The organism is Paenibacillus mobilis (genome assembly GCF_058267595.1).
This window is the reverse complement of the sequence record NZ_JBZCMS010000007.1, coordinates 266309-287739: the sequence shown is the minus strand read 5'-3', so window position 1 is coordinate 287739 and position 21431 is coordinate 266309. Positions and strand designations below refer to the sequence as shown.

The 21431-nt window shown below is 52.3% G+C and carries 20 protein-coding genes and 1 pseudogene; all 21 read right to left on the bottom strand.

The genetic code is table 11. The features are described 5' to 3' along the window. Positions 1-120: 120 nt before the first annotated feature. Positions 121-807 (bottom strand): hypothetical protein, encoded by a 687-nt coding sequence (locus AC3ZPD_RS15210; protein ID WP_490985119.1) that lies wholly within the window; start codon positions 805-807, stop codon positions 121-123. Positions 808-828: 21 nt separating this feature from the next. Beyond that, the gene (locus AC3ZPD_RS15205; protein ID WP_490985118.1) at positions 829-1560 is read right to left on the bottom strand and encodes a polymer-forming cytoskeletal protein; all 732 of its coding nucleotides are present in this window, start codon (positions 1558-1560) and stop codon (positions 829-831) included. Beyond that, entirely contained in the window at positions 1553-2200 is a 648-nt protein-coding gene (locus AC3ZPD_RS15200; protein WP_490985117.1) for a YhbD family protein, read from the bottom strand. The genes AC3ZPD_RS15205 and AC3ZPD_RS15200 overlap by 8 nt, the downstream gene beginning before the upstream one ends. Positions 2201-2409: 209 nt before the next feature. Further along, positions 2410-2727 (bottom strand): annotated as a pseudogene (locus tag AC3ZPD_RS15195) (PD-(D/E)XK nuclease family transposase); the annotation flags it as partial. A gap of 11 nt (positions 2728-2738) precedes the next feature. After that, positions 2739-3992, bottom strand: coding sequence for an FtsW/RodA/SpoVE family cell cycle protein (locus tag AC3ZPD_RS15190; protein ID WP_490985174.1), 1254 nt, complete (start codon positions 3990-3992; stop codon positions 2739-2741). A 52-nt stretch (positions 3993-4044) separates the two neighbouring features. Continuing rightward, a complete protein-coding gene (locus tag AC3ZPD_RS15185; protein ID WP_490985116.1) occupies positions 4045-4374 on the bottom strand; it encodes a PadR family transcriptional regulator in 330 nt (109 codons plus the stop codon). A gap of 185 nt (positions 4375-4559) precedes the next feature. After that, entirely contained in the window at positions 4560-5978 is a 1419-nt protein-coding gene (gene argH, locus AC3ZPD_RS15180; protein ID WP_490985115.1) for an argininosuccinate lyase, read from the bottom strand. A 323-nt stretch (positions 5979-6301) separates the two neighbouring features. Next, positions 6302-7537, bottom strand: a complete 1236-nt coding sequence (locus AC3ZPD_RS15175) for an argininosuccinate synthase (protein WP_094094416.1) — start codon at positions 7535-7537, stop codon at positions 6302-6304. 60 nt (positions 7538-7597) lie between these two features. Beyond that, positions 7598-8554 carry an ornithine carbamoyltransferase gene (argF, locus tag AC3ZPD_RS15170; RefSeq protein ID WP_490985114.1) on the bottom strand — a complete coding sequence of 319 codons (957 nt, stop codon included), beginning with the start codon at positions 8552-8554 and terminating at the stop codon, positions 7598-7600. 1 nt (position 8555) lies between these two features. After that, the gene (gene argD, locus AC3ZPD_RS15165; protein ID WP_490985113.1) at positions 8556-9830 is read right to left on the bottom strand and encodes an acetylornithine transaminase; all 1275 of its coding nucleotides are present in this window, start codon (positions 9828-9830) and stop codon (positions 8556-8558) included. 49 nt (positions 9831-9879) lie between these two features. After that, entirely contained in the window at positions 9880-10659 is a 780-nt protein-coding gene (argB, locus tag AC3ZPD_RS15160; RefSeq protein WP_490985173.1) for an acetylglutamate kinase, read from the bottom strand. A 289-nt stretch (positions 10660-10948) separates the two neighbouring features. Continuing rightward, entirely contained in the window at positions 10949-12178 is a 1230-nt protein-coding gene (gene argJ / locus AC3ZPD_RS15155) for a bifunctional glutamate N-acetyltransferase/amino-acid acetyltransferase ArgJ (protein ID WP_490985112.1), read from the bottom strand. A 20-nt stretch (positions 12179-12198) separates the two neighbouring features. Continuing rightward, a complete protein-coding gene (argC, locus tag AC3ZPD_RS15150) occupies positions 12199-13254 on the bottom strand; it encodes an N-acetyl-gamma-glutamyl-phosphate reductase (RefSeq protein WP_490985111.1) in 1056 nt (351 codons plus the stop codon). A 258-nt stretch (positions 13255-13512) separates the two neighbouring features. Beyond that, positions 13513-14085 (bottom strand): GNAT family N-acetyltransferase, encoded by a 573-nt coding sequence (locus AC3ZPD_RS15145; protein ID WP_490985110.1) that lies wholly within the window; start codon positions 14083-14085, stop codon positions 13513-13515. Positions 14086-14475: 390 nt separating this feature from the next. Then, entirely contained in the window at positions 14476-15363 is an 888-nt protein-coding gene (locus AC3ZPD_RS15140) for a YitT family protein (protein ID WP_490985109.1), read from the bottom strand. A 132-nt stretch (positions 15364-15495) separates the two neighbouring features. After that, a protein-coding gene (gene prfB, locus AC3ZPD_RS15135) for a peptide chain release factor 2 (RefSeq protein ID WP_490985108.1) occupies positions 15496-16609 on the bottom strand; the annotation gives its coding sequence in 2 pieces (ribosomal slippage) (positions 15496-16536 and positions 16538-16609; 1113 coding nt in all). A 158-nt stretch (positions 16610-16767) separates the two neighbouring features. Then, the gene (gene secA / locus AC3ZPD_RS15130; protein ID WP_490985107.1) at positions 16768-19272 is read right to left on the bottom strand and encodes a preprotein translocase subunit SecA; all 2505 of its coding nucleotides are present in this window, start codon (positions 19270-19272) and stop codon (positions 16768-16770) included. Positions 19273-19511: 239 nt separating this feature from the next. Next, on the bottom strand, positions 19512-20075 hold the full coding sequence (hpf, locus tag AC3ZPD_RS15125) for a ribosome hibernation-promoting factor, HPF/YfiA family (RefSeq protein ID WP_490985106.1): 564 nt from the start codon (positions 20073-20075) through the stop codon (positions 19512-19514). 195 nt (positions 20076-20270) lie between these two features. Then, positions 20271-20468, bottom strand: coding sequence for a cold shock domain-containing protein (locus tag AC3ZPD_RS15120; protein WP_094094426.1), 198 nt, complete (start codon positions 20466-20468; stop codon positions 20271-20273). Between the two features lie 236 nt (positions 20469-20704). After that, positions 20705-21046 carry a hypothetical protein gene (locus tag AC3ZPD_RS15115; RefSeq protein ID WP_490985105.1) on the bottom strand — a complete coding sequence of 114 codons (342 nt, stop codon included), beginning with the start codon at positions 21044-21046 and terminating at the stop codon, positions 20705-20707. Further along, on the bottom strand, positions 21043-21429 hold the full coding sequence (fliS, locus tag AC3ZPD_RS15110; RefSeq protein ID WP_490985104.1) for a flagellar export chaperone FliS: 387 nt from the start codon (positions 21427-21429) through the stop codon (positions 21043-21045). Before fliS ends, AC3ZPD_RS15115 begins: the two co-directional genes overlap by 4 nt. Positions 21430-21431: the final 2 nt, after the last annotated feature.

Sequence of the window (21431 nt, the reverse complement as noted above, 5' to 3'; positions counted from 1 at the left end):
TCCGTTTCTTCTCTTTAATTCAGTCCTCAACTATTATAGCGGCGGGAATACGAACGTATAATCGGTCTCGGGACCGATCTCTTGCCCGTCTCTTGCCCGTCTCTTTGCCCAGTCCCATTCCTACACCCGGTTTTGTGAAAGCACCTCTGCCCGGCTATCAATGTCCAGCGAATCGCGGTATTCCACATTGCCGATCCTGCAGCCCGGACCGATCTCGACGCGCATGCCACGTACGCTGTCCGCTTCCGTATTTTCCAGATAGATATAGTCGCCTTCAATAAGTTCCGCTTTCAGCGTGCCCAATCCGATTTGAAAAAGTCCGCCCAGCGGAATGTTCGTTTTGGACTTGACCGAAATACGCGATCCGCCGATCTCCCGGACCCGGCTTGCCCCGTGGAGCTTGATGTCGATTTCTTCGGCGCTAAGCACGCCGCCCGCTTCGATCTGCCCGCGCAGCTTAAACTCTTCGGCCTCGCAGCTTCCAGGCACGGTAAGCTCCCCCGTAATTTTGACGGATTCGGCCCGTATGCCGGGGGCTGCTCCCGCCGCTTCTACTGTGCCTCCCGGGGTGTCCGGTGCAAAAGATTCTCTTTGCGCAGCGCCTGCTTTTTTCAACAAAAGAGTACCGGTCACTTTAATCTCTTCGGCGGCAAGCCCGCCGTCCACCGTCACTTCACCCGTCACTTTAAACTGCTCGCATTCCATCGCTCCAAAAAAATCCGCTTCCCCTACAACCTTTACCTTGCCGTATTGGCCGCCCGCCGAACTGCCCTCGCCAATGATATTTATATTGGATCTTTCCATCATTTAGCCCCTCCTTTCCGCTCTTTATACCTGCAGGCTTTGGCCGATAACCGCATCGCCGTCCGTCTGCAGCGTTTCCTTGTATTCCACCCGTTTGATTTTGCAGCCGCGCCCGATGTACACACGGGTTCCCCGTACGGTTTCGGCTTCCGTGTCCTCCAGAAAAATATCGTCGCCTTCGATAACCTCCGACTTCAAACGGGGCCCGCCCATGAGACTGAAATTTTTCCAAAAACCTCTTTCGATCCGCCGGACCTCGATCCGCTCGCAGCCGATCTCTTTCACCGTCGACAAGGAATGAAGCCGGATATCCACCGTCTCCGCGTTCAGCAAGCCGTCCAGCTTGATGTTCCCTTCCGCCTCAAAAGCTTCGCACTGCACATCACCCTTCACGGTGACTTCGCCGCCGATGTTAATTTTGTCGCCCTGCAGCCGGCCTTCGATTTTGCTTTTGCCGTTCACGTCCAGATCGGTGCAGCTGACCTCTCCCTTAAGAGTAAACATCCCATCGATCCGAATCTCTGCCGCTTCAACCGGTCCGTCGATAGTGCCGATGCCGTTAACCGTAATTTCTTCGGATTTTACGCTTCCTTTCATGCTAAGCGTTCCGTTGATTCTCAAGCTGGAGCAGTCCAGATTTCCGTTCACTTTAGCCATGCCGTCGATCCGCACATTCCGGTAGACCCCGCCGGCTGTCGTGCTCATGCCCGATATGTTCAAATCATTGCGAATTTGCTGCGGTTCCTGATTATTCATGGACTCTGCCTCCCGTGTCCCCGATTAATAGTTTCAGTTCTTCCGTAAACTGCCCGATCGGCTTTTTCAGCACGAATTTGGCTTCATGATCGGCAAAAACCTCCGTGCCGCCTGCAATCAGCAGGAACACGGGGACGCCCATTTTTCGGATCAGCACCAAATCGCAGGGTTTGCCGGCAAATCGGCCGTAATACGTGCCCATAACCTCCAGCAGCATCCGGCCTTCCTCGCGGGTAATTTCCCCGCTGCGCAGCAGTTTATCCAGCACGTAAAGCTGTAGCGTCTGATCCAGATTGAAAAAGGGCGGCTCGCCATGGATCTCTTTATACAACAACAGCGAGCTATCCGAAACAATGTTTCGTTCGATAAGCTGGGTACGATCCAGCTGAACTTCGCCGAGCGCCGGGGAAAAAACATTCGCCAGCTCATCCAGCGACAAGCCGTCTTTCATATTCAAAATCTTATCGATCCGCGGTAAGATCTGCTGTCTGGGGAAATACGTCTCCTGACCGGTAAAAGAAGATTTGCGGATAAACCAATCCTCGGGAATGAGGTTTTTCCGCTTCCAGCGGTACAATTGACCGTAAGATATCCCCGTCAAATCCAGCAGCTCTTTCTTCGAAATTAAATCTTCACTCATAGGTTGTGCCTCCTTGCTAATCTGAAGCCATCGTAACATAACATTGTTACGTTGTAAAGGGTGGGGCGAAACAATCCTCCACTGTTCTTCTCCGTAAAGGAATTTAGTTTATTTTATGGCAGCAAAAAAAACAGCCGCCTCTAAAGAAGCTGCTGCCCTGTATCCGTGACCTGTACATGTATAGAATTATTTTTACGGTTGCTGCGGTTTTAATGCTTTGACTCCTCTTCCGACATCCCGGTCGCTTCGGCTATCCTCTCAATAGCCATACCCATTTCTAGCAGCTTGAGTGCTGTTTCCGCTTTCCCTTTAGCTTCTCCTACCTTCATAGCACTCTCAATCCTCGACTTCTCATCGCTAAGCGCCTTCATCCGGGCATCGTAGGCCATGCGGGCTGCAGCATCCTGGCTAAGGAACTCCAGCGTATTCATCGCTTTTTTCAGCATGGGCTCTTTCACAGTCAGCACCTCCCAATTTGATTTGTCTGCGCCTTTCAAGAACATTAATGAGTTCAAGATCTTATTCCTCGCACCGGCTTCTACACTAAACTCGGATTCATATTTTTCCGCCGATAAATGGAAAGCAAGAAGCCCATTGCAGCAAAGTCAGAAATTTGAGCAGTACCTCCATACCCGATGAAAGGAATAACGACGCTGATATGCGGGAGAAACCCAAAGGCTACGAGCAGAGGCCAAACTAACCTAAAGCCAAAAATAACGATGATTGCGGTCATCATCAGACGGCCGTGAAAGTCCTGTACCGTGTTTCTCACCTCCCACATCCTTACCAGAAGCAGGGTCACCATAAAGCCCAGCAGCAAAGCAAAACTCCAGCCGAAGCAATAAATAAGATAAGGAACGATGTAATCGCTAAAGAGGTTAGGCAAATTGGTATTTACCGCCCCAAATCCTTGCCCAAACCAGCCCGCCGAGCGAACCGCTTCAAGGGTTTTGACGGCGTAATAAGAATTAGGACCAAAGCTGTTTTCGATTCTGGTCCTAAAATAATCCTGATGATTAAATAAATAAACAGATAGAAATGTAAAAGGCAAAGCCACCAGGGAAACGAACTGAATCAGGCTCCTTTTGGCGATCCATGTAAGCACCAGGAAACCAGCCAAATACATAAGGGCTGATACGAACTGGTTGGTATAGACGTATATCCCGATCGGCAAAATTCCTTGGCAGAATATCCGGTACAGCCCTTCTGTTCTTCCCCACTTGGATGCCGGTCTGGTTCCGCCATAGGCAATAAGCAGAGGCAGTACGGATAAGCCGACAAAGTTAACGGTGAGGAAACCAGCAATGAGATAACCGCCCTTTCCATTGATCGTAACATTTCCACTAGAATTAGCCAGCAGAGAAAGGATCATTATCCCCAGGAATAATAGATCTGAGTGCCTTTTGATTTTCTGGTAATCCAGATAATAAAAAGCAATAAAAAATAGGAGCCCGATCCCCATAAAAGAAGCCACTTTGATAAAGTTTTGACCATACAAGGGGGAGGCGGTATCCATAAACTGCACATTCAAAGCCCCAAAGAGCCCTAATCCAGCAAATAAGCCGACAAGGAAAAGAAGCATCCGGTCCGTAACAGGACGATGAGCGGCATCAAACCGTCTGCCGATTTGTTCGGGCGAACCCATTTGGGAGACAGCAGATTGAATGCAGTCCTCCGAAGAAGACCCCTCCAATATTAAAGCTTCGATTCTGTCCTCAAGATGGCTGATCAGCTCCTGCCTGATCTCATAATGGATTTTCTTCGTCCTGACATAAGAGCATACTTCATCCAAAAAGATTTTAACGACCGGATAATCCTCTATACGTTGCAAGTGATGATCCAACTTAAGATCCCTCCTTGATCACGGTGTCGACAGCATCGCGAAATTGAACCCATTCCCGAGTTTTCTCTTGAAGCTGCGTGCTTCCTTGGTCAGTAATTTTATAGTATTTCCGTTTCCTTCCATCCTTCTGATCCCAATAAGACTGCAGCCAGCCTTCAGCTTCCAATGTATGTAGGATCGGATACAGAGTCCCTTCCTTCATCACAAAGACGCCATTTGACCGGGATTCGATTTCCTTGATCAGTTCATACCCATACATCTCCTGTTTATTCAACACAGAGAGAATCAAAGTGGCAGTACTCCCTTTAAGCAGTTCTTTGTTCACCCTCATCAGTTGTCCTCTTTTCTGTATATCTTCCGTTTCATACATCGCATCACTATACATCGCAAATCTATGTATTAAAGTATAATAAAGCATTTCTAACTATTCAACCTTATTTTTCCTTATTTTGATAGAAAAATAAAACGCTGAATGTAGGGAACATCCCCACTTTTCAGCGTCTATCATGGCTTGCTTTAAATACTCACCTTCGCCTCAAACTCCTGCACCCAGCTGACGGTTTCGGCCAGCTTGCTTTCGGCCCGGGCAATGGCGGCTTCCACCTGCGCGGTGGCCGTGCCGCCGTAAACGTTACGCGCGTTCACGACCGTCTCCGGCTGGAGCACCTCGTAGATGCGGTCGTCAAACAGGTCGGAGAACTGCTTGAACTCGTCCAGGGTAAGGTCCAGCAGGAACTTGCCGTTCTGGATGCAGTACAGCACCGTTTTGCCGATGACTTCATGCGCCTGGCGGAAAGGCAGGCCTTTGCCGACCAGGAAATCCGCGATATCCGTAGCGTTGGAAAAATCCTGGTTCACCGCCTCGCGCATCCGTCCGGTGTTCACCTTCATCGTGGCGATCATCGGCGCAAACAGCTGCAGCGCCCCCTGCAGGGTAGCCACGGTGTCGAACATGCCTTCCTTGTCTTCCTGCATGTCTTTGTTATACGCCAAAGGAAGGGATTTCAGCACGGTCAGCAGGCCAAACAGGTTGCCGTAGACACGGCCTGTTTTGCCGCGGACAAGCTCGGCGACGTCCGGATTTTTCTTTTGCGGCATGATGCTGCTGCCGGTGCAGAAGGCATCGTCCAGTTCGACGAACCGGAACTCCGTGCTGCTCCACAGCACCAGCTCTTCGCTGAGCCGGGACAGGTGCATCATGATGGCGGATGCATTCGACAGGAATTCCAGAATGAAGTCCCGGTCGCTGACTGCGTCGAGGCTGTTCTCATATACAGCGTCAAAATGCAGCTGCTCCGCCACAAAATGACGGTCGATCGGGAATGTTGTTCCCGCCAACGCTCCGGCGCCCAGCGGCAGCACATTAATCCGTTTGTAGCTGTCCTGCAGCCGTTCGATATCGCGGCCGAACATGGCGACGTAAGCCATCAGATGATGGGCGAACAAAATCGGCTGCGCCCGCTGCAGATGCGTATACCCGGGAACGATCGTATCCGTGTTAGCCTTGGCCTGGCCGATCAGCGCTTCCTGGAGGTTTTTCAGCAGTTCTACGAATTCCACAACCCGCTTGCGCAGGTAAAGGTGCATGTCCGTCGCCACCTGATCGTTGCGGCTGCGTCCGGTATGCAGCTTACCGCCGACCGGTCCGATCTGCTCGATCAGGTTTTTTTCGATGTTCATATGAATATCTTCGTCGGATACCGAATATTCGATTTCGCCGCTGCGGATCTTCTCCAGCACGTTCAGCAGGCCTTTTTTGATCGTCTCTACGTCTTCCTGCGGCACGATCCCGCATTTGCCGAGCATGGTGACATGCGCCAGACTGCCCTGCACGTCCTCTTCCGCAAGCTTCTGATCGAATCCGATCGAAGCGGTGTATTCTTCTACCAGCTTGTTGGTCTGCTTCGTAAAGCGACCGCCCCACAGCTTGCTCAAATGGTTCACTCCTTGGGTGGCTTTATAGGGCATGGGGGAGAAAGACCTCGCTAAAAAGTTACGTCCTTCCGGTCCGCTACAGTTCGAATGTTCTTCCGATCGCTGTTGTATCTGAATTTTTCTGATTAGATGAACTCATGGAAAAAATTCAGATACAAGCTTATGCTTCCGATGCAGCTTTCCTCCGGAAAGCTTTTAGGCGAACGCTCACGCTTCTCCAGAATCATTCGAGCCCTCCGCTAAACTTCTGTCCTGCAACTAGCAAGGCTCCTTCTTCCACAAATCCCAAGTCCTATAAAGCTATTTTTCTTATACAAAAAATACTACTTATTCTGCTGGTTAACACCCGCACTTACTTTAAGACGCAAAGCGTTCAGGCGGATGAAGCCGGCGGCGTCGGCCTGGTCGTATGACTGAGTAGGGTCGGCTTCCATCGTAGCGATGTCCGGGTTGTACAGGCTGACCGGGCTTTTAACGCCGGCGCCGATAACGTTGCCTTTGTACAGCTTGAGACGTACGGTACCGGATACGTTTTTCTGGCTTTCCGTCACCAGAGCTTGAAGAGCCAGCCGTTCCGGCGCAAACCAGAAACCGTTGTACACGAGGTTGCTGTAGCGGGTAATGAGGCTGTCGCGCAGGCTCATGACTTCGCGGTCCATCGTGATGGACTCCATTTTGCGGTGAGCGGTGAACAGGATCGTGCCGCCCGGGGTTTCATACACGCCGCGGCTTTTCATGCCGACGAAGCGGTTTTCCACCATGTCTACACGGCCGATACCGTGTTTGCCTCCTAGCTCGTTCAGCTTCTCCATCATGCGGAGCGGCTCAAGCTGCTCGCCGTTTAAGGCGATGGCGTTGCCTTGCGCAAACTCGATTTCGATATATTCCGGCTCATTCGGCGCATCCTCCGGGTCTACGCTGAGCAGGAACATATCTTTGTTCTCCGGCGCGCTGGCGTCGAACCAAGGATCCTCGAGCACGCCGCTTTCGTAGCTGATATGCAGCAGGTTGCGGTCCGTGGAATAAGGTTTCGCCGCGGAGGCGGTAACCGGAATTCCGTGCGATTCCGCGTAGGCGATCATTTCGGCGCGGCCCGGGAACGTATCCCGGAACTCCTGCAGGCGCCAAGGGGCGATTACTTTGATTTCCGGAGCAATCGCCGCCGCGTTCAGTTCAAAGCGCACCTGATCGTTGCCTTTTCCCGTTGCTCCGTGAGCAATGGCGGTTGCGCCCTCAGCACGTGCGATCTCGACCATCCGTTTCGCGATCAGCGGACGGGCAATGCTGGTGCCGAGCAGATATTGCCCTTCATATAAAGCGCCCGCCTGGAACATCGGGTAGATGAAGTCTTTGGCGAATTCTTCGCGCAGGTCATCGATATATACTTTGGAGGCGCCGGTCGCCAGCGCTTTCGCTTCCAGGCCGTCCAGCTCTTCTTTCTGGCCGATATCGGCCGTAAAAGCGATGATCTCCGCGTCATAAGTCTCTTTGAGCCATTTCAAAATAATTGAGGTGTCCAGTCCGCCCGAGTAGGCGAGGACGATTTTTTCTTTTGCCATAAGAGTTCCGGTTCCCCTTCCAATTGTGGTTCTTCTATTCCATTTTTCTATTCCATTCTTCTATCCAATCAAAGCCGCCATCAGCGCTTTTTGCGCGTGGAGACGATTCTCCGCCTGGTCAAAAATAATCGAATGTTTGCCGTCGATCACACCTTCGCTCACCTCTTCGCCGCGGTGGGCCGGGAGGCAGTGCATGAACAGATAATCCGGCTTCGCCAGCGCAGCCAGCTCTTCGTTCACCTGGTAAGCAGCAAAAGCCGCTTCACGCACCTTCTGCTCTTCTTCAAAACCCATGCTCGCCCACACGTCGGTGTAGATCACGTCGGCGTCTTTGACGGCCGCAGCCGGATCGCCTACAACTTCGATCACAGCGCCCGTAGCTGCCGCGATCTCGCGGGCCTGCGCCACGATCTGCGGGTCCGGCTCATAGCCGGCCGGGCAGCCGATCGACACGTGAACGCCAAGTTTGGCGCCGCCGAGCATCAGCGAATGAGCCATATTGTTGCCGTCGCCGATATAAGCGAGCTTCAAGCCTTCCAGCTTGCCTTTGTATTCGTACACGGTCTGGAAGTCCGCCAGCACCTGGCACGGATGCGCCGCATCGCTGAGTCCGTTGATGACCGGAATGTCGGCGTGTTTCGCCAGTTCAAGGACGCGGTCATGACCGAACGTACGGATCATGATGCCGTCCAGATAGCGGGACATCACGCCGGCCGTGTCGGCGATCGTTTCGCCGCGGCCGAGCTGGATGTCGTTTTTGCTGAGGAACAGGGCATGCCCGCCCAGCTGGTACACCCCAACCTCGAAGGAAATACGGGTGCGGGTGGAGGATTTTTCAAAAATAAGTCCAACCGTCTTGCCCGCCAGCGGCTGGTAAACCTCGCCGTTCTTCTGCTTGCGCTTCAGCTCGATCGCCAGATCGATCAAATAGCGGATTTCCTCGCTGGTGTAGTCCGTCAATTCTATGAAATCGCGCCCCTTCAGCGCGAAGGTTGCTCCTGCTTGTGCCAAACTCATGTTAAACGTCCTCCTGGCTCTGCGCTTCATAAGCGCTGATCACGTTGTACAAAGTCTCCACCGCCTGGTCGACTTCTTCATGCGTCACATAAAGGTTCGGCAGCAGGCGGATCACGTTAGGGCCGGCTGTGATGAACAGCAGCTTGTTGGCCTGCCCGGCGAGCACGAGGTCGCCGACCGAGCCGGCACATTCGATGCCAACCAGAAGGCCAAGTCCTCTGACTTCCTTCACAAAAGAAAGCCCGGACAGCTTCTGCTCCAGCTGTTCTTTCAAATAAACGCCCATCTCTGCCGCACGATCCGGCAGCCGGTCTTCCTCCATCACTTCGAGAGTCGCCACGATCGCTGATGTCGCCAGCGGCGTACCGCCGAACGTCGAGCCATGGCTGCCCGCAGAAAAAGCTTCGCGCAAATAGGCTTTGCCCAGCATCGCCCCCGCTGGGAAACCGCTGGCAATCCCTTTGGCCACCGTAATGATGTCCGGCTGGATGCCGTAATGCTGGTGGGCGAACCATCGCCCGGTCCGGCCCATGCCGGTCTGCACCTCGTCGATGATCAGCAGCAGCCCGTGCTCTTTGCAGAGCCCCGTAATCGTCTGCACAAATTCCGGCGTTACGGCATAAATGCCGCCTTCCGCCTGGACCATCTCCAGCATAATAGCCGCCGTGTTGGGGCCGATCGCCGCTTTCAGCGCTTCTTCATCATGCAGAGGCACCGTTTTGAAACCTTCCGGAAGAGGCAGGAAACCTTCTTTGACCTTATCCTGGCCCGTAGCCGTCAGCGTAGCGAGCGTCCGTCCGTGGAAAGACTGTTTAAACGTGATAATCTCATAACGTTCTTCGCCTTTTACCTTCTGAAAATAACGCCGTGCCAGCTTGATCGCCGCCTCATTCGCTTCAGCTCCGCTGTTGCAGAAAAAAGCCGCATCCAAACCGCTGTGCTTCGTGAGCAATTGCGCCGCCTGCTCCTGCAGCGGAAGCTGGTACAGGTTCGAGACGTGCCACAGCTGGTCCAGCTGGTTCTTCAGCTTCTCCTTCACTTTCTCCGGCGCGTGGCCAAGATTCGTGACGGCAATGCCGCTCATAAAATCCAGATAACGGTTGCCTTTGTCGTCCCACAGCCAGCTGCCGTGGCCTTTCACCAGAGCAAGCGGATACCGGCTGTAATTGGGAAAAAGCGCGCTTGGCGCTTCTCCGGCAGCGGCCCCCGCCGCCTGGTTCAAACCTTGCCCCTGCGGCGTTTCGGCCGCTTGGGTTTCGGATGGTGTCATGGTCATTTGTTTCTACCCCTTCCTGAAATGGTTTTATGATCTACATCCGCCACTATTACATCCGTACAATTCGTGTCCCGATCGGTTCGCCCGCCAGCACGCGGCTGAGGACCTTAGGTTCAGCCCCCGGCACGATAACAACCTCCTGCACCTCACCATGGATGCAGTCAATGGCCGCCCGCACCTTCGGAATCATGCCGCCGTAAATTTCGCCGCTGCCGATCATATCTTCGGTCTGCTGGACGGTCACCACCGGCAGCACTCTCTTTTCGCCGTTTACATTCCGCATGATGCCCGGGACGTCAGTCACCACGATCATCTGTTTGACCCCCAGCCGGGAAGCCACGGCTCCTGCGGCGGTATCGGCGTTAATGTTCAGGCGCTGGCCGTCAGGGGTGACGCCAAGCGGAGCTACAACCGGTATATATCCCAGTTCCAGCACGCCCTTCAAAATTCCTGCCTCCACCCGGGTCACTTCGCCGACCAGACCCACCTCGCGGCTTTGGGCCACCGGTTTGGCAAGGAGCAGCGAACCGTCGCTGCCGGACAGCCCGATCGCCTTCCCCCCGGCGCTTTGGATGCGGCGGACGATCTGTTTGTTGATCGTGCCGGCCAGCACCATTTCAACGACATCCAGCACCTCTTCCGTCGTATACCGCAAACCGTTCACAAATTTCGTCTCTATGCCGAGTTTGGACAAATTGTCCGAGATCGCCGGTCCGCCGCCGTGAACGATCACCGGCTCAACCCCTTGCCGCTGCAGGGCGCCCAGCTCCTCGAAAAACACCTCCGGCAGCGCCGCCAGGGTGCTGCCCCCACATTTCATGACGAACATGCCTTTCGCCGAAGCGGCGCCGCTTTCTGACTGATTTCCCGTTTGCACGGCCTGACCGGACAATATGCTCATCTTTCCTGCCCCTCTCCCTGGACCCTTAATCCGGCTCACGCGGAGACCGGAACGGGGGTCTGCAAGTTATTTTATCGAGTTCGGTCCATAATCTTTGTCTCTATAACGATTAACTCTATGACGTCCTACTTATGCTCTATCAAGAAAAAGAAAAAGCTAGTTCGTTTCTAAAATGATTTATAGGATAGCAGGTTTGCCTATCGAAACTAAAAAAAGATCAAGTCCGGTAAGCCGCATTTATCCGCACATAGTCATAGGTCAAATCGCAGCCCCAAGCCGTTGCCGCGCCTTCACCGCCGTGCAGGTCCACAAAAATCTGTACCGTGTCGCCCTTTAGGTAAGCGAGAGCTTCCTCTTCGTCAAAAGCGACCGGTTTGGAACCCTTAAGCACAATGATCGGTCCCAGCCGGATATCAACGTTGGACGGGTCAATCGGTTCACCGGCGCGGCCTGCCGCCGCTATGATCCGGCCCCAGTTGGCATCCGCTCCGAAGACGGCCGATTTAACGAGGCTGGAGCCTACGATCGTTTTCGCGATGGCGCCGGCCGACGTATCATTAATCCCGCCTTTCACCTGAACCTCAATTAAATGCGTAGCGCCTTCTCCATCCCGCGCGATTTGTTTGGCAAGCGATTCGTTGACATAACGGAACGCCTCCGCAAACGGCTCCCATTCCGGATGTTCAGCCGAAAGCGGCCGGTTGCCCGCCAGCCCGCTGGCCATGACGAGCAGCATATCGTTGGTGCTGGTATCCCCGTCAACCGTGATCATGTTAAAGGTCACGTTGGTGGTGCCTACCAGGAGGCTTTGCAGCGCCTCCGGCTCCACGGCGGCGTCGGTGGTGACAAACGCCAGCATCGTCGCCATGTTCGGATGGATCATGCCCGAACCTTTGCAGGCACCGCCGATCGTGACCTCGCGGCCGTCGATCGTAAGTTTGACGCAGGCTGTCTTTTTCACGAGATCCGTGGTTAAAATCGCCTGGCTGAACTGCTCCGCCCCTTCGTCGCCGTAAGCCGCTGCCTGAGGCAGCTTGGCAATGCCGCCTACCACCTTTTCCATCGGCAGGTTCTCCCCGATCACGCCGGTAGACGCTACCGCTACGTCACCTTCCTTCAGGCCCAAAACGGAAGCCGCCGCCGCACGCATCGCAAAAGCGTCGTCCTCACCCTGCTTGCCCGTGCAGGCATTGGCATTGCCGCTGTTCACCACAACCGCGCGCAGCTTCCGGTCCTTTAAGCTGTCCCGCGTAACCAGCAGCGGAGCGGCCTGGAATACGTTAGTTGTATAAACCGCAGCGGCTACAGCCGGCACTTCGCAGAGTATGAAGCCGAGATCGTTGCGGTCGTTCTTTTTCAAACCGCAGTGCAGTCCGCCTGCCTGAAATCCTAACGGTGAAGTGACGGAGCCGTTCTCCACCACTTTCCAAAGCTCAACTGTTTCCATGATTGTCTCCTCTCGAAGCCTTACGGATATACGGGACTCAGCTTGAGTCCGGTCGTCTCCTCCCAGCCCATCATCAAATTCAAATTTTGAATCGCTTGGCCTGCCGCGCCTTTCACCACATTGTCGATGACCGATACGATCGTCACCCTGCCGGTGCGGACATCCGCGGAGAATCCGATATCGCAATAGTTCGACCCAAAAACCTCTTTGGTTGCCGGGAACTTGCCGGCCTCACGGATCCGCACAAAAGATTTTCCTTCATAATAATGTCGGTATAAGTCCACAAGCTCCTGTTCCGTTCGGCCGCCCTTCAGCTTGGCATAAATCGTGCTCATAATTCCCCTCGTCATGGGCACGAGATGGGTGGTGAACGTTACGGTCACCGGTTTGCCTGCCGCTATCGACAAGGCCTGCTCGATTTCCGGAATATGCTGGTGTTTGTTTACTTTATAAACTTTCATATTTTCATTGATTTCCGCATAATGGGTCATCAGGCTTGTTCCGCGGCCCGCCCCCGATACGCCGGATTTGGCATCGATAATGATGCTGTCCGGATCAATCCAGCCTTCTTTGACTGCCGGCAGAAGCCCCAGCAGGGTTGCCGTCGGATAACAGCCCGGATTGGAAACGAAGTCGAGACCCCGCACCTTGTCCCCGTTTTCCTCACATAAGCCATAAACCGCCTGCTCCAGCAGTTCTGCCGGAGGCGCGTCATGTTTATACCACTGCTCGTATACAGCGCCGTCTTTAATCCGGAAATCACCGGACAAATCGATCACCTTAAGGCCTGCATCCAGCAGCTGGGGCACCAGCTTGCCGCTGACGCCGGATGGCGTTGCCGTGAATACCACGTCTGCCTTCGACTTAATCAAGGCCGGGTCCACCCCGTCCAGCGGGAGCACCAAAAGGTCCGACAGATGCGGAAACCCTTCCGTAATCAGCTCTCCGGCATTCGAAGACGAGATGACCGAGGTGATTTCCGCGTTAGGATGGTTTAACAAAAAACGAATCAGCTCCACCCCTCCGTACCCGGTGGAACCTACAATAGCGATTTTCACTTTGTTTGACTCTGCCAACCTGCTAACCCCGCTTTCTTGTTCGGACTGTTATTAATGAATTATTCATGGCCGATAACATTTATGAATTATTATACATTCACGTTTATATAAATACAACGATTTTAAAAAAATTTACTATCTGCTCGGATGGTGTACATACGGAGAAGCCCTCTCTAGCGAAACTCCGTTTCTCTACCTTTTGAAAGCTCATTCCGTTGTGCCAAACAAAAAAGGACTCCAGGCCGTGGCCTAAAGTCCCTTTGTATCTTTTTCCTATTATCTGTTTAAAGAGTCGCCAGCTCCCGCTTCGGCTGTTTCCTGCTGTAAAGGAAGACTGTAGCATTTCACCAGCGTTGTTCCGTTGTACATCTCCTTCTCCGGTGTCCGTGCAAAACCCAAATGTTCGTAAAGGCGAATGGCCGGCGCCATGAGGTCGGAGGAATGCAGGTACAGCTTTTCTCCTCCAAGCTCTTTGGACCGCTTGATGCTCTCGCGGATCAGAAGGGTGGCCACCCCACGTCCCCGGACCTTTGGCGAGGTCCCAAGCAGCCGGATGATCGGGTTCTGAATATCCAGTTCGGGACGACCGTAGGCAATATCCGACGATAAAAACAGCAGCACGCTGCCTACAATCTCTTCATCCAGTTCCGCCACGATCCTGGCGACTGGCCCCTCTTTATACACCGATTGCCGGATGCTCTCGCGGTACTCCAACCAACGGTCGGCAGGCATGGTCTCTTCATACTGGCCGTAAGCTTCCAGCAGCAGCCGTTCAATCTGCGGTTGGTCCTTTTCCTGCGCGTCCCGAATTATCACTTGATTTTCTTCCTTGCCCGGATATTCCGTCACGTTTCCTGCCTCCTTTTATCTTCCCCGTCGTTGCCGGAAATACATCCAGCCAGATTCCTCTTTAAAAAGGTCACAGAGCGGTTTAGCAGCTGCTCAGCGCCCTGCCCCTTCGTTAATAAACCCGGCTTTTCCAGCCTTCCTGGCTGTCATCGGCCCCTAATCCAGTTAATTCCTACAGGTTAAATAAGGATTGTGAATCTTACTTTATCTTGTTCCCCCTATGCAGTCAATCATTTGGATAATAGACTTGCCCTATACGTGGATAGAAATTATTAATAGGTAACCCTGTAACCCGCAGTTCCCCCGAAAAATCAAAAAAGCTCCGGCAAAGGAGCTTGGTTTGAACCCTACAGTGATCTTTAAACCCTTGCGGCAAAAAACCTCTCAAAGCTAGTCCTGTCTCTTGAACCCTTTGCCCAACACTTCATGCGCATTGCTGATGATGACGAAAGCGTCCGGATCGATCACCTGAACGATCGTTTTCAGCCGGATAACCTCGCTTTGGTTTACGACCACCATCAAAACGGTCCGGTCATCACCGGTATATCCGCCCCGACCCTCCAGCTTCGTGAGCCCGCGGTCCATCTGAACCAATATGGCTTCAGACAGCTCATCCGTTTTGTCGGCGATAATGTAAGCGACTTTCGTGTAGCTGAAGCCGAGCTCGACGGCGTCGATGATTTTTCCGGTGATGTAGAGCCCGATAAGGGCGTAAAGCGCTTTTTCCCAACTCAGTAAAAAGCCCGCGGCCGTAATAACCGTGCCGTCCATCAGTACGACGCAGGTCGCCAGGTTAAGACCGCTGTACTTCTGCACGATCTGCGCCAAAGTCGACAGACCGCCTGTGGAGCCGCGTCCCCGGAACACGATGCCAAGCCCCAAACCGACGCCGATCCCGCCGTATAAGGAGGCGAGCAGCGGATCCGTAGTGGGCGCTGTCCAATTTTGCGTAAACAAAACGAACAGCGGGAGAAGAATGGTGCCCAGCAGCGAGCGGATCGAATATTCCCGGCCCAGCAGCCACCAGCCCGCCAGGAACAAAGGAATGTTGAGCGCCCACTGCACATAAGCCGGATTGATGCCCAGCGTATAATTCAAAATAACGGAAATCCCCGACACACCGCCCGAAGCGATATGTGCCGGAAGCAGAAACAAATTAAACGCCAGCGACGTAATAAACGAACCGATGATAATCATTAAGGTATCGACGGCATGGCGGCCCGGCCCGTTTACGGGTACCCATTCGTTGATCCGGCGTTTGCGGCCTTTAGTCGGCATGTGAACTTCACTCCTCTAACGCGGCTAAGCATTGTTCTTCATAAAAACACCCCACAAAGCTCTCCCGGAAAACGCCGGCAAAACCGGCAGCTCTCGAAAGAAAACCTTGCAGGGATATCTGTTCAATCACGCTTAATTCTGTTCCGTTTTGATTTGGCTTCTCAGGTAACCATCGATAAAAGCGTCCAGGTCGCCGTCCATCACCGCGCCTACGTTGCCCGTTTCAACGCTGGTCCGGTGATCCTTGACCATGCTGTAAGGATGGAAAACGTATGAACGGATTTGGCTGCCCCAAGCGATGTCGGACTGCTCGCCGCGGATTTCGGCCAGTTCCTTCTGCTGCTCTTCGATCTTGCGTTCATAGAGCTTGGAACGGAGCATCGTCATGGCGCGCTCGCGGTTTTTGATCTGGGAGCGTTCATTCTGACAAGTCACGACGATCCCGGACGGGATGTGTGTAATCCGCACGGCCGAGTCCGTCGTATTGATATGCTGACCGCCGGCGCCGCTCGCGCGGTAGGTATCGATTTTTAAATCCTCGGTACGGATATCAATTTCGACATCATCGGAAATTTCCGGCACCACGTCGCAGGACACAAACGAAGTGTGGCGTCTGCCCGAGGAATCGAATGGCGAGATCCGGACGAGCCGGTGCACTCCTTTTTCCGCCTTCAGGTAACCGTAAGCATTGTAGCCCTTGATGAGCAGCGTAACGCTTTTGATACCGGCTTCGTCGCCCGGCAGATAGTCCAGCGTTTCGACCTTGAAGCCGCGTTTCTCCGCCCACCGGGTGTACATCCGCAGCAGCATCGAACCCCAGTCCTGGGATTCCGTGCCTCCCGCGCCCGGGTGAAGCTCAAGGATGGCGTTCATTTTATCGTAAGGCTGGTTCAGCAGCAGCTGCAGCTCAAACGTGTTCAGCTTCTCCACAAGCTCCTGCACAGAGGCTTCAATATCGGATTCGAGAGACTCGTCGCCCTCTTCCTCGGCCAGTTCAATCATGACCGTAATATCGTCATATTCCTGCTGCAGTTTGCTGTACTGGTCCACAGAGGATTTAACGGCGTTCATTTCATTGATCAGCTGCTGAGCGGAATCGTTATCATCCCAAAAATCAGGCGCAGCCATTTTCTCTTCGAAGTTGGCGATCATCTCTTGCTTCAGATCTAAGTCAAAGAGACCCCCTAAGGTTGGTTAATTTCTTGCTTATCTCACGCAGATCCTGTTTCACGCTTGGATCGATCATTTGATTTCATCACCTCAGGCAAAAGTATAGCCGCCGCCTCTTTCCAAAACTGCAAAAAGAGACGGGGCCGCATTAGTAAAAGAATATAACCTTGTATCTAGAACTGTTACTCATTAAGTTCAAAAAGGGCTTCGGGCGAATCGTCCAACGGCGAAAGCTTACGCTTCCTGCCCGTGGCAGTGTTTGTACTTCTTGCCGCTGCCGCATGGGCAAAGGTCGTTGCGTCCAACCTCTACGCCGCGCTGTACCGGATGTTTCTCCGCCGGTTCGCCGTTCGTAGAAACCTGGTTCTCGTCGACAACCGCTTGACGCTCCTGGTTGGTTTCGATTTGGGCTTTCATGATGTAGGTCGCAATTTCCTCCTGGATCGTTGCGATCATCTCATGGAACATTTCAAAGCCCTCGAACTGGTATTCGCGGAGCGGATCCGTACCGCCGTATGCGCGCAGGTGGATACCTTGACGGAGCTGATCCATCGCATCGATGTGATCCATCCACTTGCTGTCTACAGAGCGGAGCACGATCACTTTCTCGAACTCGCGAATCATTTCTTCGCCGATTTGCTCTTCGCGAGCATTATATTTTTGCAGCACTTTATCAAAAATATACTCGACGATCTCTTCTTTCTCTTTGCCCCATAGCTCGTCTTTGGTCATTTCGCCGTCGAGCAGTTTGGCATTTACGTAGTCGGCCACTTCTTCAAGCTCCCAGTTCTCAGGGATGTCGTCGCTGCAGTGCGCTTCCACAATGCGTTCAACAACCGGCTTGATCATATCCAGCACGATTTCTTTGATGTTCTCGGACTCCAGAACCTCGCGGCGCTGTTTGTAGATGATTTCGCGCTGCTGGTTCATGACGTCGTCATATTGGAGGACGATCTTACGAACGTCGAAGTTATTGCCTTCAACCCGTTTCTGAGCCGATTCGATCGCACGGGTAATCATTTTGGATTCGATAGGCGAATCTTCATCAAAGCCGAGACGGTCCATCATCGCCAGCACGTTGTCGGCGCCGAACCGTTTCATCAGCTCATCGCCCATGGACAGATAGAATTGGGTGGAACCCGGGTCGCCCTGACGGCCCGAACGGCCGCGCAGCTGGTTATCGATCCGGCGAGATTCGTGGCGTTCCGTACCCACAATGTGCAGTCCGCCAACCTCTTCAACGCCTTCGCCAAGCAAAATGTCGGTACCACGGCCCGCCATGTTGGTGGCGATCGTTACCGAACCGGCTTCACCGGCATGGGAAATGATTTCAGCTTCTTCAGCATGGTATTTCGCGTTCAGGACTTTATGCGGAACGCCTTTGCGTTTCAGCATTTCGGACAACAGCTCGGAGTTTTCGATGGATACCGTACCTACCAGCACCGGCTGTTTATTCGCATGGCGTTTCACGATTTCGTCTACGACGGCCCGGAATTTGCCCGCTTCGCTCTTGTAAACGACGTCCGGCATATCCACACGGCGGTTTGGACGGTTCGTAGGCACTTGAAGCACTTCAAGGCCGTAAATTTTCTTAAACTCTTCTTCCTCTGTCTTCGCCGTACCGGTCATGCCGGCCAGCTTGCGGTACATCCGGAAGTAGTTCTGGAAAGTGATCGTCGCGAGCGTCATGCTTTCGTTCTGCACTTCCAGCTGTTCTTTCGCTTCAATCGCCTGATGCAGGCCATCGCTGTAACGGCGGCCCTGCATGATGCGGCCCGTAAATTCGTCGACGATCAGCACTTCGCCTTCCGACACAACGTAGTCGACGTCAAGGCGCATGATCGCGTTGGCTTTCAAGGCTTGCACGATGTGGTGGTTAAGCGTAACGTTAGCGTGGTCGTAAAGGTTCGAAATGCCGAAGGCTTTTTCCGCTTTAGCCACGCCCGCTTCCGTCAACGCAACCGATTTCACTTTAATATCAACCGTGTAATCTTCCTCTTTCACGAGACGTTTCACGAAACGGTCCGCTGCATAATAAAGCTCCGCAGACTTCTGAGCCTGTCCGGAAATGATCAGCGGCGTACGCGCTTCATCGATGAGGATGGAGTCCACTTCGTCAATAATACAAAAATACAGCGGACGCTGTACCATCTGCTCTTTATAAAGAACCATATTGTCACGAAGATAGTCGAAACCAAATTCGTTGTTTGTACCATAAGTAATATCGCACGCGTAAGCAGCTTGCTTATCCGCATGCTCCATGCCGTTCAGGTTAACGCCGACCGTCATGCCGAGGAAGTTATAAATCTGGCCCATTTCCGCGCTGTCGCGCTGCGCCAGGTAATCGTTGACCGTAACGACGTGAACGCCTTTGCCCAAAAGGGCATTCAAATAAACCGGAAGGGTACCGACCAGCGTCTTACCTTCACCGGTTTTCATTTCGGCGATTCTGCCTTCATGCAGCGCCATGCCGCCGATCAGCTGCACATCATAATGGCGTTTGCCGAGCACACGCTTGGAAGCCTCACGAACGGTTGCAAAAGCTTCCGGAAGCAGGTCGTCCAGCGTTTCTCCTTTTTCAAGCCGCTCACGGAATTCTACAGTCTTCGCCTGCAGCTGCTCGTCCGTAAGCTCCGTAAATTTGGGTTCTAATGTATTAATAAAGTCCACAGTCTTTGAAAGACGTTTGACATCACGCTCGTTCATGTCGCCAAAAATCTTCTTTACAAGTCCTAGCATGGTTTTCCCCTTTCACGCAAAACAGGTCGTTTGCCTAAATTGTAACAGTTTGTAAGACACGCCGCAACACGGGTGTTGATGCCAATTCCTTTTTCTCTTCCTAATATATACGAGTAAAGAGCCTTATTCGGGTGCGAATAAGGCTCCATTTTCAGACATTTTCCAAAAGATTTCATATTATATTCACATATTAGTCACATCAATGGATAACTTTGGCTCGGAATCAGGACTTCAAGCGATTAATCCTGAGCAATCAAACCGTACCGTCCGTCGTTCCGTTTGTAAACCACGTTGACATCTCTCGAATCAATGTTGGAGAAGACGAAAAAGCTGTGTCCCAGCAAATCCATCTGCAAAATCGCTTCCTCAACGTCCATCGGCTTCAGCGTAAAGCGTTTCGTCCGAACAACCTCAAGTCCGTTGTAATCCTCCTCATCGTTTTCCATCGCTGCTAGCAAAGGACCATCCACCGGCTCCTCGATCACCAGGCCTTTAATGCCTTCCTGGCGTCTGCGGTTTACCTTGGTTTTGTATTTGCGGATCTGACGTTCCAGCTTGTCCACAACGGCATCAATGGAGCCATACATGTCGTCGCTTTTGTGCTCTGCCCGAAGCAGAATGCCGGGGAGCGGGATCGTGACTTCAACCGTGTGTACGCCTTTGGCCACATTCAACGTAACCGTTGCGTCAGAAGTGGGGGGTGCATCAAAGTATTTCTCTAGCCGTGTTAACTTCTTGCTTACGTAATCACGCAAAGCATCAGTTACTTCAATCTGTTGACCTCGAACACTTATATTTAGCATAAAGCACTCCTCCTTTGCTCCTTAATTATACCACACTGTAAGGGCAGTGTAAAAATTTCGCAGGAGCCGGGAGAGCTATTTTTACATAAGCAATACACAAAGAAAAGACCCCATTTCTGGGGTCTGCTGCTATGCTAAGCGATTTCAATTGTTAACCATCAATACCGTATATGTAGGTCGGCCGTGCCGGGATGATTATAATTTGATAACGTTAGCCGCTTGCGGTCCACGTGCGCCTTCGACGATGTCGAACTCTACGTCTTGTCCTTCTTCCAGCGTTTTGAAGCCTTCTGATTGGATCGCGGAGAAGTGAACAAATACGTCTCCACCTTCGGAAGTTTCGATGAATCCATAACCCTTCTCAGCATTAAACCATTTAACTTTACCTTGCATGCACTAACATTCCCTTCATTGTCAAATAAGTGAGTCAGTCCCACATTTCGAATATACCACCCGCTCCCCCCTACGTCAATCGGGGTAAAAACAGTTAAATTGTTGGGAAATGTAGAAAACTGTCTTTTTTCGTGTCTTTTGGCAAGAGACGGGTGTTTTTGTGACGTAAACAAAATGGAGTCTGCAAATATATATAAACAAATTTTCCATTATCGAAACAAGGAAATTATTTTTTATTATTTTCTTTTATCCATTAAAATACTATCCGCATAAAAATCATTTTCATAGGCTCCGCGCTGCTTTTTAGCCTGGTTCCGCTGGAGCAGCCATTTAGCCGCCTGATTTTTTAGCAGAGTCATTCTTTCCAATATTTCTCGATCATGTTCCAGCAGCGAGGATAATTTCCCTTTTTGTTCAGGCGTCAATGGCTCTTGCTTGGCCTGCTGCATAATCTGACCTGTTAAATATTCACGCTGACGAATGAAGGCCGAGAGATCTTCCTCCGTCAGCGCCACACAGCCGGAAACCGTATTGGCCGTGAGTTCCACAAGCATATTAATCGTTTCTTCCTGCTTCATGCTTGGCCGCCCGGCAAATTACCTGCCTGCTTACTGGCCTCATACCAGGTTTCTCTTAGATCCTTTAAAAATCCGAGTGCTTCCTCAGCTGGCCCGGATTCCTTCTTGGTATTAGCCTGAATGAGCAAGTAGTTCATATATTCATATAAAGCGTATAAGTTTTTGGAAATATCATAATCAAAGTTCAGCGTAGACATCAGTTCGCTGAAGATAGCCTGGGCTTTGCCCAAATTGAAGTTTACTTTCTCAAAATCGTTTTCTCCAATACTTTTGATCCCGGCCTGAGTATACCGGATGGCCCCGTCGTATAGCATCATCAGGAGCTGTGCCGGAGAAGTCTGCACCGATGCCTGCCGATATTTCTCATAAGGAGTTGTAATCATAT

Excerpts from the sequence above, each read along its gene's own strand:
- AC3ZPD_RS15210 (WP_490985119.1), bottom strand. The coding sequence starts at position 807 with ATGATGGAAAGATCCAATATAAATATCATTGGCGAGGGCAGTTCGGCG.
- AC3ZPD_RS15205 (WP_490985118.1), bottom strand. The coding sequence starts at position 1,560 with ATGAATAATCAGGAACCGCAGCAAATTCGCAATGATTTGAACATATCG.
- AC3ZPD_RS15200 (WP_490985117.1), bottom strand. The coding sequence starts at position 2,200 with ATGAGTGAAGATTTAATTTCGAAGAAAGAGCTGCTGGATTTGACGGGG.
- AC3ZPD_RS15185 (WP_490985116.1), bottom strand. The coding sequence starts at position 4,374 with ATGAGGGTGAACAAAGAACTGCTTAAAGGGAGTACTGCCACTTTGATT.
- AC3ZPD_RS15175 (WP_094094416.1), bottom strand. The coding sequence starts at position 7,537 with ATGGCAAAAGAAAAAATCGTCCTCGCCTACTCGGGCGGACTGGACACC.
- argF (WP_490985114.1), bottom strand. The coding sequence starts at position 8,554 with ATGAGTTTGGCACAAGCAGGAGCAACCTTCGCGCTGAAGGGGCGCGAT.
- argD (WP_490985113.1), bottom strand. The coding sequence starts at position 9,830 with ATGACCATGACACCATCCGAAACCCAAGCGGCCGAAACGCCGCAGGGG.
- argB (WP_490985173.1), bottom strand. The coding sequence starts at position 10,659 with ATGTTCGTCATGAAATGTGGGGGCAGCACCCTGGCGGCGCTGCCGGAG.
- argJ (WP_490985112.1), bottom strand. The coding sequence starts at position 12,178 with ATGGAAACAGTTGAGCTTTGGAAAGTGGTGGAGAACGGCTCCGTCACT.
- AC3ZPD_RS15140 (WP_490985109.1), bottom strand. The coding sequence starts at position 15,363 with ATGCCGACTAAAGGCCGCAAACGCCGGATCAACGAATGGGTACCCGTA.
- secA (WP_490985107.1), bottom strand. The coding sequence starts at position 19,272 with ATGCTAGGACTTGTAAAGAAGATTTTTGGCGACATGAACGAGCGTGAT.
- hpf (WP_490985106.1), bottom strand. The coding sequence starts at position 20,075 with ATGCTAAATATAAGTGTTCGAGGTCAACAGATTGAAGTAACTGATGCT.
- AC3ZPD_RS15120 (WP_094094426.1), bottom strand. The coding sequence starts at position 20,468 with ATGCAAGGTAAAGTTAAATGGTTTAATGCTGAGAAGGGTTATGGATTC.
- AC3ZPD_RS15115 (WP_490985105.1), bottom strand. The coding sequence starts at position 21,046 with ATGAAGCAGGAAGAAACGATTAATATGCTTGTGGAACTCACGGCCAAT.
- fliS (WP_490985104.1), bottom strand. The coding sequence starts at position 21,429 with ATGATTACAACTCCTTATGAGAAATATCGGCAGGCATCGGTGCAGACT.